The organism is Leclercia sp. W6 (assembly GCF_003336345.1).
GTDB lineage: Bacteria > Pseudomonadota > Gammaproteobacteria > Enterobacterales > Enterobacteriaceae > Enterobacter.
On sequence record NZ_CP031104.1, the window covers coordinates 592,306 to 605,663 of the forward strand.

Consider the following 13,358-nt stretch of genomic DNA (forward strand, 5'->3'; position numbering starts at 1 on the left):
ATGATTCGCAGATACCACACCTGACAGGAGTATGTAATGTCCAAACAACAGATCGGCGTCGTCGGTATGGCAGTGATGGGGCGCAACCTGGCGCTGAACATCGAAAGCCGTGGTTATACCGTCTCCGTTTTCAACCGCTCCCGTGATAAAACTGAAGAAGTGATTGCCGAGAACCCAGGCAAAAAACTCGTTCCGTTCTATACGGTTCAGGAGTTTGTTGAATCCCTGGAAACGCCTCGTCGTATCCTGTTAATGGTGAAAGCTGGCGCTGGCACTGATGCTGCCATCGACTCCCTGAAACCGTATCTGGAAAAAGGCGACATCATCATTGATGGCGGCAACACCTTCTTCCACGACACCATTCGTCGTAACCGTGAGCTCTCTGCTGAAGGCTTCAACTTCATCGGTACCGGTGTATCCGGCGGTGAAGAGGGCGCGTTGAAGGGTCCATCTATCATGCCTGGCGGTCAGAAAGATGCTTACGAGCTGGTTGCACCAATTCTGACTAAGATTGCTGCCGTTGCCGAAGATGGTGAACCGTGTGTGACCTACATCGGTCCGGATGGTGCGGGTCATTACGTTAAAATGGTTCACAATGGTATTGAATACGGTGATATGCAGCTGATTGCTGAAGCCTATTCTCTTCTGAAAGGCGGCCTGAATCTCACTAACGACGAGCTGGCGCAAACCTTCACCGACTGGAACAATGGTGAACTGAGCAGCTACCTGATCGACATCACCAAAGACATTTTCACCAAGAAAGATGAAGACGGTAAATACCTCGTCGATGTGATCCTTGATGAAGCGGCAAACAAAGGTACCGGTAAATGGACCAGCCAGAGCTCCCTGGATCTGGGCGAGCCGCTGTCCCTGATCACCGAATCGGTCTTCGCACGTTATATCTCTTCTCTGAAAGAGCAGCGTGTAGCAGCATCTAAAGTGCTGACTGGTCCACAGCCGAAACTTGCTGGTGATAAAGCAGAATTTATTGAGAAAGTCCGCCGTGCGCTGTACCTGGGTAAAATCGTCTCTTATGCTCAGGGCTTCTCTCAGCTGCGCGCTGCGTCTGACGAGAACAACTGGGATCTGAACTACGGCGAAATCGCGAAGATCTTCCGTGCCGGTTGCATCATCCGTGCTCAGTTCCTGCAGAAAATTACCGATGCTTACGCTGAAAACGCGAGCATCGCTAACCTGCTGTTGGCGCCATACTTCAAGCAGATCGCCGATGATTACCAGCAGGCGCTGCGTGATGTCGTCGCTTATGCAGTACAGAACGGTATTCCGGTTCCAACCTTCTCTGCAGCCGTTGCTTATTACGACAGCTACCGTGCCGCCGTGCTGCCTGCCAACCTGATTCAGGCGCAACGTGACTACTTCGGTGCACACACCTATAAACGCACTGATAAAGAAGGTGTATTCCACACCGAGTGGCTGGATTAATCTGATTTAACTCAGTCATGTAGCGAAGCCCGGTGAACATCACCGGGCTTTTTTTATGCGTAATACCCTGCATTGCCTCGTCTGATTCAACCGACATGCCAGACTGCAGCATAAACCACTGTATTTATGCCTTTCTGTAGCCAGCCATTCGCCTTGACATCAACTCGACATACGCGGTAAAAACCCCAAAAGTTGCTTATTGCGGTGGGGCGGTAGTCGCTCCCGGACACTTAATCTAAAGAAGTTAACTCGATGAAAATAACAATCTCCGGAACAGGTTATGTGGGTCTCTCAAACGGGATCCTTATCGCGCAACACCATGAAGTGGTCGCACTGGATATCGTGCAGGCCAAAGTTGATATGCTGAACCAGAAGATCTCTCCTATCGTGGATAAAGAGATCCAGGAGTACCTGACCAACAAGCCGTTGAATTTCCGGGCCACTACGGACAAAGTTGATGCCTACAGCGGGGCCGATTTTGTCATCATTGCCACGCCAACCGACTACGATCCGAAGACGAACTACTTTAATACTTCAAGCGTCGAAGCGGTGATCAAGGATGTTACAGCAATCAATCCGAATGCCGTGATGATCATCAAATCGACTATTCCTGTTGGTTTCACTCAGTCGATCAAAGAAGAGCTGGGTATCGATAATGTCATTTTCTCACCAGAGTTTCTGCGTGAGGGCAGGGCATTGTACGATAACCTGCACCCGTCCCGTATCGTCATTGGTGAGCGCTCAGAGCGTGCGGAACGTTTTGCTGCGCTGCTGCAGGAAGGCGCAATTAAAAAGAACATTGACGTTCTGTTCACGGACGCGACAGAAGCGGAAGCCATTAAACTCTTTGCTAATACCTATCTGGCAATGCGTGTTGCCTATTTTAACGAGCTGGACAGCTACGCAGAGAGCCTCGGGCTGAACACCCGTCAGATCATCGAAGGTGTGTGCCTCGATCCGCGTATCGGCAACCATTATAACAACCCGTCCTTTGGTTATGGCGGCTATTGCCTGCCGAAAGACACCAAGCAGCTGCTGGCTAACTATCAATCCGTGCCGAACAATCTAATCTCTGCCATTGTGGATGCCAACCGGACGCGTAAAGACTTTATCGCCGACTCCATTCTGGCGCGTCACCCGAAAGTGGTGGGCGTGTACCGTCTGATCATGAAAAGCGGCTCGGATAACTTCCGTGCCTCCTCCATCCAGGGGATCATGAAGCGTATTAAGGCTAAGGGCGTACAGGTTATTATTTATGAACCAGTGATGAAAGAGGATGAATTCTTCCATTCACGTGTGGTTCGTGACCTGGATGCTTTCAAGAAAGAAGCGGATGTGATCATCTCTAACCGGATGGCTGAAGAGCTCTCTGACGTGGCGGATAAGGTCTATACCCGCGATCTGTTTGGTAGCGACTGATACTGCGGTTAAAGAAAAAGCCCGGCATTATCGCCGGGCTTTTTATTACATTTTGTAAAACTCGCGGTACCAGTCAACGAAGTTTTTCACGCCATCTTTCACCGACGTTTGCGGTTTAAAGCCGATCACCTCATACAGGGCGGTGGTATCCGCACTGGTTTCCAGTACGTCGCCCGGCTGAATCGGCATCATATTTTTGTCAGCTTCAATGCCTAAGGCCTCTTCCAGCGCTGTAATGTAATCCATCAGCTCAACGGGCGAGCTGTTACCGATGTTATAAACGCGATACGGCGCGGAACTGGTGGCCGGAGAGCCAGACTCAACCGTCCATTCACTGTCTGCCTGCGGGATCACATCCTGCAGGCGAACAATCGCCTCGGCGATATCGTCAATGTAGGTAAAGTCACGCTTCATCTTACCGAAGTTGTACACGTCGATACTCTTGCCTTCTACCATGGCTTTGGTGAACTTAAACAGCGCCATATCCGGCCGACCCCACGGCCCATAAACGGTAAAGAAGCGCAGACCGGTAGTTGGTAACCCATAAAGATGGGAGTAGGTGTGCGACATCAATTCGTTGGCTTTTTTGGTCGCGGCATACAGCGAAACCGGGTGATCTACGGAGTCGTCGGTAGAGAACGGCATCTTACGATTCAGTCCGTAAACGGAGCTGGAAGATGCGTAAAGTAAGTGCTGTACTTTATTGTGACGGCAGCCTTCAAGCACATTGAGGTGGCCTACCAGATTGGCTTCGGCATAAGCATGGGGGTTCTCCAGGGAGTAACGAACACCCGCCTGGGCGGCCAGATGGATCACTCGATCAAATTTTTCATCGGCGAACAGGGTAGCCATACCTTCGCGGTCAGCCAAATCGAGCTTATGGAAGGTGAAGTTCGCGGACGTGAGAAGATCAAGACGCGCCTGCTTCAGGTTCACATCGTAATAGTCATTGAGGTTGTCGATACCTACAACCTGATGCCCGGCATCCAGAAGCCGCTTGCTGACATGTGCGCCGATAAAGCCTGCTGCGCCAGTGACCAGAAATTTCATAACTGTCCTCATCTGTTACTTATCGTGCCCGGTGCGTTAAGTACCGGATTTGAGGTATGATAACGCGATGCGCAGGGTTACCAAACATCATATTTTCGATATGCCTCATCGGATTCCTATAGATAATCCGAAAACAATCGATAAACTATATCCCAGACTTTATACTTTGCGCTTATTTGCATTCTAAGGACTATATGACTAACAACAATAACGTGGTCACACGAAGCAGTGACTCAGAGCAGATTGATTTGATTGATCTGTTCGTTCAGTTATGGCGGGGAAAATGGATCATTGCTGTTTTTATCGCCATCGCAATTGTTATTGCTGGTATCTATCTGGTTTTTGCTAAAGAGAAGTGGACCTCTACTGCGATTATTACCCAGCCGGATGCGGCTCAAATTGGCAGCTACAGCAATGCATTAAATATCCTGTATGGTGTAAATGCCCCTAAATTAACCGATATCCAGGAAAGCGTTATCAGCCGCTATAACGCCTCGTTTTCAGCATTGTCTCAGACCTTGAAAAACAAGCTCGTTCCTGAAAAATTGACAATTGAACAGACAGTAAAAGGGCAGCCTCTGCCCTTAAGCATCAGCTACGTAAATGGTTCAGCAGAAACTGCGCAAAAGCAGGTGGCACAGTATATCCAACAGATTGATGAGCAGATTCAAAAAGAGATCGAAGTTGACCTAAACGACAACATCAAACAGCAGATTGTCACCCTTAAGGATGTGCTGAGTAACCAAGAGACGATTGCTCAGGAGCAAAAAGACCTGCGAATCCGACAGATTAATGAAGCGCTGAAATACGCCGAGGCTGCGAACATTACCACCCCAAAAATTCAGCAGACTCAGGATGTCACGCAGGAAACCATGTTCTTGCTAGGTACCGAAGCGCTACAATCCATGATTGCGCATGAATCTTCGCGTCCACTTACGCTATCCGACAGCTACTACCAGAACAAGCAAAAATTGCTGGATATTCAGAAGCTGAAAATCGATCCGACGTCTATCCATGCTTATCGCTACGTGATGAAGCCAGACTTGCCTGTTTATCGCGATAGCCCGAAACGTTCAATCGTACTGGTTCTTGCGGTGCTGCTGGGCGGGATTATTGGCTCCGGCGTTGTCTTAGGCCGCAACGCGCTGCGTAACTATAACGCCAGAGCCTGATACAGATTCAACAGCTAAAAAAACCGGGTTTCCCCGGTTTTTTTTATTTGTGTCGCTGGCGCAGATTTTCAATCACTGTCGTTAAGTCCAGATCCTGATCCTGGAGCAGCACCAGCAGGTGATACATCAGATCAGAGGCTTCATTGGTCAGCTCAGCCCGGTCGTTCACGGTGGCGGCCAGGGCCGTTTCAACGCCTTCTTCACCCACTTTCTGCGCGATGCGCTTGGTGCCGCTGGCATAGAGCTTCGCGGTATAGGAGCTTTGCGGGTCGGCCGTTTTGCGTGCAGCCAATAGCTGTTCCAGCTGATAGAGGAATAGCCACTGGTGGCTGGCGTCGCCAAAGCAGCTGCTGGTGCCCAGGTGGCACGTAGGCCCGATAGGGTTAACCAGCACCAGCAGGGTATCGTTATCGCAGTCTGGGGTGATACTGACCACATTCAGGAAATGACCGGACGTTTCGCCTTTGGTCCACAGGCGCTGTTTGGTGCGTGAGAAGAAAGTCACTTTGCCGCTGTCGAGGGTCTTCGCCAGGGCGTCCTGATTCATATAGCCCAGCATCAGTACTTCACCGGACACCGCGTGCTGCACCACCACCGGCATCAGGCCGTCGGTTTTTTCCCAGTCTAGCTGCGCACGTTGTTGCTCTGTTAACATACCCTAATCTCCACGCCCTGATTCGCCAGGAACGTTTTTAACTCACCAATATTGATAATCTGCTTGTGGAACACCGAGGCCGCCAGCGCGCCGTCAACGTCGGCATCGCGGAAGGCTTCCAGGAAGTGCTCCATCGTGCCTGCGCCACCCGAGGCAATCAGCGGGACATGGCATACCTCGCGTACTTTTTTCAGTTGCGCCAGGTCGTAGCCGTTGCGCACGCCGTCCTGGTTCATCATGTTCAGTACGATCTCCCCCGCGCCGCGCTTCTGCACTTCCTGCACCCAGTCCAAAGTCTCCCACTGGGTAACGCGGGTACGGCTCTCATCACCGGTGTACTGGTTAACGTGGTATTTGCCGGTGGCTTCATCAAACCAGGTGTCGATGCCGACCACGATGCACTGCACGCCAAAACGATCCGCCAGACGGGTAATCAGTTCGGGATCGGCCAGGGCAGGGGAGTTAATGGAGATCTTATCGGCGCCAAAGGAGAGAATTTTGGCCGCATCGTCCGCCGATTTAATCCCACCTGCCACGCAGAAAGGAATGTCGATCACTTCTGCCACGCGCGCCACCCAGCTTTTATCCACCACGCGGCCATCGCTGGATGCGGTAATATCATAAAAGACCAGCTCGTCAGCCCCTTCTTCCGCATAGCGTTTTGCCAGGGGGACGATATCACCGATGATCTCGTGGTTGCGGAACTGTACGCCCTTCACGACCTGACCATCACGCACGTCGAGACAAGGAATTATCCGTTTTGCCAGCATTGAATCGCCTCCGTTACAGTAAATTTTTCTTCCAGCAGGGCGCGACCAACGATAACCCCACGAACACCCGTACCGCGCAGAGCCGCGATATCACTTAAATCACCAATGCCGCCCGAAGACTGGAACGCCACCTGCGGATAACGGGCGCACACCTCTTCATACAGCGACACGTTAGAGCCCGCCAGGGTGCCGTCGCGGGAGATATCGGTACACAGGACATGCTTCAGACCTACCGGCAGGTAGAGATCGACCAGCGCCTCCAGCGTCACGCCAGAGTTCTCCTGCCAGCCGCTGACCGCAACCTGTTTCTGACCCTGTTCATCAATACGCACATCCAGCGCCAGCACCAGCGCGTCGGCGCCAAAGCGTCTGAACCAGCCCTTTACCGTCTCGGGATCTTTCACCGCGGTTGAGCCTACCACCACGCGCGCAACGCCCGCATCAAGCAGCGCCGCCACGTCTTCTTCGGTACGCACACCGCCGCCAACCTGCACCGGGACATTAACGCCCGCGACCAGTTTTTTCAGCAGCGGGATCTGGCGTTTGGCCGGATCTTTCGCCCCGGTGAGGTCAACCAGGTGCAGAACCTCAGCGCCCTGCGCGGCATAGTCCTGAAGGCGTGGCAGCGGATCGTTGCCATAGTCGCGTTGCTGACCGTAATCGCCCTGGTGCAGACGGACAACCGTGCCGTCAATTAAATCTAAAGCAGGAATAATCATTACATCTCCAGGAAGTTTTTCAGCAGCTGCGCGCCTGCGGCACCGGAGCGCTCCGGGTGGAACTGCACGCCGTAGAAATTATCTTTCTGCACCGCGGCGGTGAAGGGCTCACCGTAATGACACTGAGCGATTGTGTGTGTGTTCACCGGCATTGCGTAGCTGTGCACGAAATAGAAGTACGCCCCGTCCTCAATACCACGGAACAGGCGATCCCCCGCTTTCGGATAGACGCGATTCCAGCCCATGTGCGGCAGAGGTAAACCGTGATCGGTCATTTTCGGCACGTCTTCATCAATAATGCCCAGCAGGTCCACCCCATTCGACTCTTCACTGCGGCGTCCCAGCAGCTGCATGCCCAGACAAATTCCCAGCACCGGCTGGGTACAGGCTTTAATCAGCTCGACCAGTTCACGCTGGTGGATCTGATCCATCGCCGCCTGTGCCGTACCGACGCCCGGTAAAAAGAGTTTGCTGGCGCGCAGTACCACATCCGGATCGCGGCTGACCAGCGGCTCGTAGCCGTGGCGGGCAATTGCTGATTTTACGGAGTTAAGGTTGGCGCAACCGGTATCGAGGATCACCACATTCATTACAGCACTCCTTTCGACGACGGCAGGGTATCGCCTTCCACGCGAATGGCCTGGCGCAGGGTGCGGCCAAAGGCCTTAAAGAGGCTCTCCACGCGGTGGTGATCGTTCTTACCTTTGGTTTTCAGGTGCAGCGTCAGGCCCATGGCGTAGGAGAGGGAGCGGAAGAAGTGCTCAACCATCTCGGTGCTCAGGTCGCCTACACGCTGGTAGGTAAAGTCAGCTTTATATTCCAGGTGCGGACGGCCAGAGATATCCAGCGCGCAGCGCGCCAGGCACTCATCCATTGGCAGCACAAAGCCGAAACGGTTAATCCCGCGCTTGTCACCCAGCGCCAGCTTTAGCGCTTCGCCCAGCGCCAGTCCGGTATCTTCCACAGTGTGGTGATCGTCAATATAGAGATCGCCTTTCACGCCGATCTCCATACGGAATCCGCCGTGGGTAGCGATCTGATCCAGCATATGATCGAAAAAGCCCACACCGGTGTGGATCTTGCTGCCGCCTTCGCGATCCAGCCACACCTTCACGTCGATCTGCGTCTCTTTGGTATTACGCTCAACGTGAGAGAAGCGGTCGCGTTTGGTCAGCTGCTCGCCAATCGTCGCCCAGCTCAGGGTGTCACGGTGATAGCGCAGGCCCGTAATGCCCATGTTAGCAGCCAGTTCGATGTCGGTAGCGCGATCGCCAATCACGTAGCTGTTGGCTTTATCCAGCGCCGCTTCGGCCAGATACTGCTCGACCAGCTTCACTTTCGGCTTACGGCAGTCGCAATTATCAGCGGGTAAATGCGGGCAAATCAGCACTTCATCAAAGGCGACGCCCTGTGAGGTCAGGATCTGCATCATCAGATCGTGCGGGCCGTCAAAATCGGCCTGCGGGAAGCTGTCGGTGCCCAGACCGTCCTGGTTGGTGATCATTACCAGCTTAAAACCGGCTTTTTGCAGCTTAAGCAGCACCGGAATGACATCGGCTTCAAACGCCAACTTGTCGAAACGATCGACCTGAAAATCCGAGGGTGGTTCTGAAATAATGGTGCCGTCACGATCGATAAAGAGGTACTTCTGGCTCATACTTTCTCCGCATTCAGGGCGTCGATAACGCGCTGGCTCTCTTCACGGGTACCCACGGTAATGCGTAAGCAGCCACTCAAAGAGGGTTGTTTGTTCTGGTCTCTAAGGATAATGCCCTGATCCCACAAAGATTTAAATACTGCACTTGAGGCGGTGAAGCGCGCCAGAATATAGTTGGTTTCCGAATCGAAAACCTGTTCAACGCAGGGGATCTTTTTCAGGGCGCTGACAAGATACTCGCGCTCGGCAATAATCTGCGCCACGCGACCACGCATAGCGGTAATACCCGCCGGGGTAAGCGCCTGGGCGGCGATATCGGCCACCGGGGTCGAGAGCGGATAAGGCGCAATCACCTTCATCAGCAGATCGATCACCTCTTTATTTGCCAGCGTAAAGCCGCAGCGCAGCCCGGCCAGAGCAAACGCTTTTGAGAGGGTTCGCAGGATCACCAGGTGCGGATACTCTGCCAGCCAGCCGGCGAGCGTCGCCTGTGGGCAAAACTCGATATAGGCTTCATCGGCGACCACCAGGGCTTTGCCGCGGGTCATCTCCAGCAGCGCACGGATATCCTGCGGGTTAATCAGCTGGCCGGTGGGGTTATTCGGGCTGCAGACAAACACCACCTTCACGCCGTCGAGATTATCGGCAATGCCCTGCAAATCAAGCTGCCAGTTTTCCAGTGTTGGCACTTTACGCAGCTCAACGTTGAAGGTTTCTGCGCTGACGCTGTACATGCCGTAGGTCGGCGGGCAGTAGAGCACTGCGTCTTTACCCGGCTCGCAGAAGGCGCGGATCAGCAGTTCGATGCCTTCATCCGCACCGCGGCTCACCAGCACCTGCTCCGGTTTTACACCAGCGTAGGCCGCATAGTTTTCAATCACCGCTTTCGGCTGACACTCCGGGTAGCGGTTTAGCGTCTGCTGGGTCAGCTCAAAGGCGACAGGCGTCGGAAATTCATTGGCATTCAACCAGACATCGCCATTGCCCCCTAGGCGGCGGGCAGACTGATACGGGGTCAGGGCGCGAACGTTGTCGCGGGCTAACTCTTCAATACTCATGCTTGCTCCTTCAGGGCGGCAACGCGCAGCGTCACGGCATTTTTGTGGGCGGTCAGGCGTTCAGCGGCGGCCAGCGTTTCGATGGTCGCGGCGAGGGAGGCAAAGCCCTCGCGGGAGAGTTCCTGTACAGTCATGCGCTTCTGGAAATCCGCCAGCCCCAGGCTGGAGCAGGTAGCGGTATAACCGTATGTCGGCAGCACGTGGTTCGTTCCGGAAGCGTAATCCCCTGCGGATTCCGGGGACCAGTCGCCAAGAAATACCGAACCGGCGCTGGTGATGCTGTCGACCAGCTCACGGGCGTTGCGGGTCTGAATGATCAGGTGCTCCGGGCCATAGAGATTAGAAATGGCGATGCACTGGTCCAGATCCCGGGCGACAATCAGACGGCTGGCGGAGAGCGCCTGGCGGGCAGTCTCTGCCCGGGGCAGATCCGCAAGCTGACGTTCAACGGCTTCACCCACGCGTTTTGCCATATCTGCATCCGGCGTCAGCAGGATCACCTGCGAATCCGGGCCGTGCTCTGCCTGGGAGAGCAGATCGGAAGCGACAAAATCCGGGGTCGCGCCGCTGTCGGCAATCACCAATACCTCCGACGGACCGGCCGGCATGTCGATGGCTGCGCCGTCCAGCCGCTGGCTGACCTGACGCTTGGCTTCGGTGACAAAGGCGTTGCCCGGCCCGAAGATTTTATCCACGCGCGGAACGGACTCCGTCCCCAGCGCCAGCGCCGCGATAGCTTGCGCCCCGCCGACGTTGAAAATCTCCTGCACGCCGCACAGCTGCGCGGCATAAAGAATTTCATCGGCAATCGGTGGCGGAGAGCAGAGCACCACTTTACGACAACCGGCGATACGGGCAGGGGTCGCCAGCATCAACACGGTAGAAAAGAGCGGGGCAGAGCCACCCGGAATATACAAGCCCACCGAGTCGACCGGACGGGTCACCTGCTGGCAGCGCACGCCGGGCAAGGTTTCCACATCGACAGTTTGCAGCTTTTGCGCCGCGTGGAAGGTATCAATGTTCTGCACTGCGACAGCCATCGCCTGCTTTAACTCATCGCTCAGACGCGCTGCGGCCTCGGTAATCTCCTGCTCGCTGACCTTCAGCGCGCTCACCTCGGTTTTATCGAATTTCGCGCTGTACTCCCGCAGGGCATCGTCGCCACGGGTTTTCACATTGTCCAGAATCTCCGCCACGGTGCGGGTAATGCTCTCTGACGCGGAGATGGCCGGGCGCATCAGCAGGTCGCGCTGCTGTTCTGCGCTACAGGTGTTCCAGTCGATCACGGTGTTAAAGCTCATGGTTGTTACTCCATCATCTTCTCAATCGGCAACACCAGGATTGAACTGGCGCCCAGCGCTTTCAGTTTTTCCATGGTTTCCCAGAACAGGGTTTCGCTGCTGACCATGTGCATCGCCACGCGCTGCTGATCCCCTGCCAGCGGCAGAATGGTTGGGCGTTCAGCGCCTGGCAGCAGGGCAATCACTTCATCCAGGCGTTCAGTAGGTGCATGCATCATGATGTACTTAGATTCGCGGGCCTGGATCACCCCCTGAATACGGGTCAGCAGACGGTCAATCAGCTGCTGCTTGGCTTCAGGCATTTCGCCGTCGCGCTGGATCAGACAGGCTTTGGAGCGGTAGATCACTTCCACTTCGCGCAGGCCGTTCGCTTCCAGGGTGGCGCCCGTGGAAACCAGATCGCAAATTGCATCAGCCAGACCGGCACGCGGCGCAACTTCAACAGAGCCGTTCAGCAGACAGGATTTAAACTGCACGCCCTTCTGATCGAGGTAGCGCTTCAGCAGGTGAGGGTAGGAGGTGGCAATTCGCTTGCCATTCAGTGAAGCCGGGCCGTCCCACGGTTCGTCAGCCGCGGTGGCCAGCGACAGGCGGCAGCCGCCAAAATCCAGACGGCGCAGCGTGAAGTAGCGCGGATCTTCGCCCTGGGCGCGGCGGGTCAGCAGCTCTTCTTCCAGCACGTTTTCGCCAATGATGCCCAGATCCACCACGCCGTCCATCACCAGGCCCGGAATGTCGTCGTCACGCACGCGCAGAATATCAATCGGCATATTCTCTGCCAGCGCAATCAAACGCTGGGTATGCAGGTTAATTTTAATGCCGCAGCGCGCCAGCAGTTCGCGTGAATCGTCGCTAAGACGACCTGATTTCTGCATAGCTATGCGTAAACGTGAATTATCTAACATTGTCGGTTCCTCATGATCCTGTTGTAACTTGCCTGAATACGGTCCAAAAAAAAGCCCCCGGAAGATGATCTTCCGGGGGCTTTTTCTTGCGTTCATGCACCACTGGAAGATCTAACTGTCTTCCAGCACACATCGCCTGAAAGACTAGTCAGGATGATGGTGATGATGGTGGTGTTTAAATTGAACGCGTGTCATAAAATTCTCGATGAATGCTTATTCATGTGATGTCGTTTAACCTAAACCACTTGCGCTATACAAAGCAAGGGCTTTTTTTAATCATTAAATGATTTCATATTAGCGCTATCAATTGTCAGTTCAGCGTGGCTGGCGTAGCCTTACAGCAGAGGCGTAATAGTCAGGAGAAAACGCATGAAAAAGGTCGCAATTGTCGGTCTGGGATGGCTTGGAATGCCGCTGGCTATGTCGTTACAGGCGCGGGGCTGGCACGTCACTGGCAGCAAAACCACCGCAGATGGCGTCGAGGCGGCGCGGATGTGCGGTATTGAGAGCGTTGAGTTGCGCCTTGAGCCGGAACTGGTATGCGACGCCGATGACCTGGACGCTCTGATGAATGTGGATGCGCTGGTATTAACGCTGCCGGCACGTCGCACCGGTCCGGGTGAAACCTATTATCTGCAAGCGGTGCAGGAAATTGTCGACAGCGCGCTGGCACACCATATTTCGCGTATTGTTTTCACCAGCTCAACCTCGGTATATGGCGATGTCGAAGGCGCCGTCAAAGAAAATATGCCGCGCCAGCCGGTAACCTCCAGCGGGCGTGTTTTAAAAGAGCTGGAGGACTGGCTGCATAATTTACCCGGCACTCAGGTGGATATATTACGCCTTGCAGGGTTAGTCGGGCCTGGCCGTCATCCGGGGCGTTTTTTTGCCGGTAAATCAGCGCCGGACGGGCAACATGGCGTCAATCTGGTGCATCTTGAAGACGTGATCGGTGCAATTACCCTGTTATTACAGGCCCCGAAGGGCGGGCACATCTATAATATATGTGCGCCCTCTCATCCAACACGCAGTACATTCTATCCGGCGATGGCCCGTCAGCTTGGCCTGGCGCCACCGCACTTTCACGATGCCCCCGGAGAGGGGAAGGGCAAATTGATTGATGGGAACCGCATCTGTCATGAACTGGGATTTGAGTATCTCTTTCCCGATCCGCTGGTTATGCCAATGGAGTAACGCCGCTGGCGGAGC

14 protein-coding genes and 1 other annotated feature are annotated in these 13,358 nt (G+C 54.4%); of the genes, 4 read left to right on the forward strand and 10 right to left on the reverse strand.

All coding sequences use genetic code 11. The features are described 5' to 3' along the window. Positions 1–36: 36 nt before the first annotated feature. Positions 37–1,443 (forward strand): NADP-dependent phosphogluconate dehydrogenase, encoded by a 1,407-nt coding sequence (gene gndA / locus DVA43_RS02855; protein ID WP_114314527.1) that lies wholly within the window; start codon positions 37–39, stop codon positions 1,441–1,443. Between the two features lie 252 nt (positions 1,444–1,695). Then, entirely contained in the window at positions 1,696–2,862 is a 1,167-nt protein-coding gene (gene ugd / locus DVA43_RS02860) for a UDP-glucose 6-dehydrogenase (RefSeq protein WP_103822486.1), read from the forward strand. Positions 2,863–2,907: 45 nt separating this feature from the next. Here the strand turns inward: ugd and DVA43_RS02865 are convergent, their stop codons facing one another. Then, positions 2,908–3,912 (reverse strand): NAD-dependent epimerase, encoded by a 1,005-nt coding sequence (locus DVA43_RS02865; RefSeq protein WP_114314528.1) that lies wholly within the window; start codon positions 3,910–3,912, stop codon positions 2,908–2,910. 194 nt (positions 3,913–4,106) lie between these two features. On the opposite strand from DVA43_RS02865, the gene wzzB reads away from it, so the two are divergent. Then, positions 4,107–5,084, forward strand: coding sequence for an LPS O-antigen chain length determinant protein WzzB (gene wzzB / locus DVA43_RS02870; protein WP_114314529.1), 978 nt, complete (start codon positions 4,107–4,109; stop codon positions 5,082–5,084). A gap of 43 nt (positions 5,085–5,127) precedes the next feature. Here wzzB and hisIE read toward each other — a convergent pair whose 3' ends face one another. The 9 genes from hisIE to hisL all read right to left on the reverse strand — a co-directional run bounded on the left by hisIE (position 5,128) and on the right by hisL (position 12,344). Next, positions 5,128–5,739, reverse strand: coding sequence for a bifunctional phosphoribosyl-AMP cyclohydrolase/phosphoribosyl-ATP diphosphatase HisIE (gene hisIE, locus DVA43_RS02875; protein ID WP_114314530.1), 612 nt, complete (start codon positions 5,737–5,739; stop codon positions 5,128–5,130). Continuing rightward, positions 5,733–6,509: an imidazole glycerol phosphate synthase subunit HisF gene (gene hisF, locus DVA43_RS02880; protein ID WP_114314531.1), complete on the reverse strand. Its 777-nt coding sequence runs from the start codon at positions 6,507–6,509 to the stop codon at positions 5,733–5,735. The genes hisIE and hisF overlap by 7 nt, the downstream gene beginning before the upstream one ends. Continuing rightward, positions 6,491–7,228 carry a 1-(5-phosphoribosyl)-5-[(5-phosphoribosylamino)methylideneamino]imidazole-4-carboxamide isomerase gene (hisA, locus tag DVA43_RS02885; RefSeq protein WP_114314532.1) on the reverse strand — a complete coding sequence of 246 codons (738 nt, stop codon included), beginning with the start codon at positions 7,226–7,228 and terminating at the stop codon, positions 6,491–6,493. The genes hisF and hisA overlap by 19 nt, the downstream gene beginning before the upstream one ends. Then, on the reverse strand, positions 7,228–7,818 hold the full coding sequence (hisH, locus tag DVA43_RS02890; protein ID WP_103180193.1) for an imidazole glycerol phosphate synthase subunit HisH: 591 nt from the start codon (positions 7,816–7,818) through the stop codon (positions 7,228–7,230). Before hisH ends, hisA begins: the two co-directional genes overlap by 1 nt. Then, complete coding sequence (gene hisB, locus DVA43_RS02895) at positions 7,818–8,885, reverse strand: bifunctional histidinol-phosphatase/imidazoleglycerol-phosphate dehydratase HisB (RefSeq protein WP_114314533.1); 1,068 nt, start codon at positions 8,883–8,885, stop codon at positions 7,818–7,820. Before hisB ends, hisH begins: the two co-directional genes overlap by 1 nt. Continuing rightward, a complete protein-coding gene (hisC, locus tag DVA43_RS02900; RefSeq protein WP_114314534.1) occupies positions 8,882–9,943 on the reverse strand; it encodes a histidinol-phosphate transaminase in 1,062 nt (353 codons plus the stop codon). The genes hisB and hisC overlap by 4 nt, the downstream gene beginning before the upstream one ends. Further along, positions 9,940–11,244 (reverse strand): histidinol dehydrogenase, encoded by a 1,305-nt coding sequence (gene hisD, locus DVA43_RS02905; RefSeq protein ID WP_114314535.1) that lies wholly within the window; start codon positions 11,242–11,244, stop codon positions 9,940–9,942. The genes hisC and hisD overlap by 4 nt, the downstream gene beginning before the upstream one ends. Before the next feature lie 5 nt (positions 11,245–11,249). Next, a complete protein-coding gene (hisG, locus tag DVA43_RS02910) occupies positions 11,250–12,149 on the reverse strand; it encodes an ATP phosphoribosyltransferase (RefSeq protein ID WP_103180189.1) in 900 nt (299 codons plus the stop codon). Positions 12,150–12,194: 45 nt separating this feature from the next. Further along, positions 12,195–12,318 (reverse strand) — a sequence feature (His leader region). Further along, entirely contained in the window at positions 12,294–12,344 is a 51-nt protein-coding gene (gene hisL / locus DVA43_RS02915) for a his operon leader peptide (protein WP_001364200.1), read from the reverse strand. It overlaps the preceding feature by 25 nt. 174 nt (positions 12,345–12,518) lie before the next feature. Between hisL and DVA43_RS02920 the strand changes: the two genes are divergently transcribed. Continuing rightward, positions 12,519–13,343 (forward strand): SDR family oxidoreductase, encoded by an 825-nt coding sequence (locus DVA43_RS02920; protein WP_114314536.1) that lies wholly within the window; start codon positions 12,519–12,521, stop codon positions 13,341–13,343. Positions 13,344–13,358: the final 15 nt, after the last annotated feature.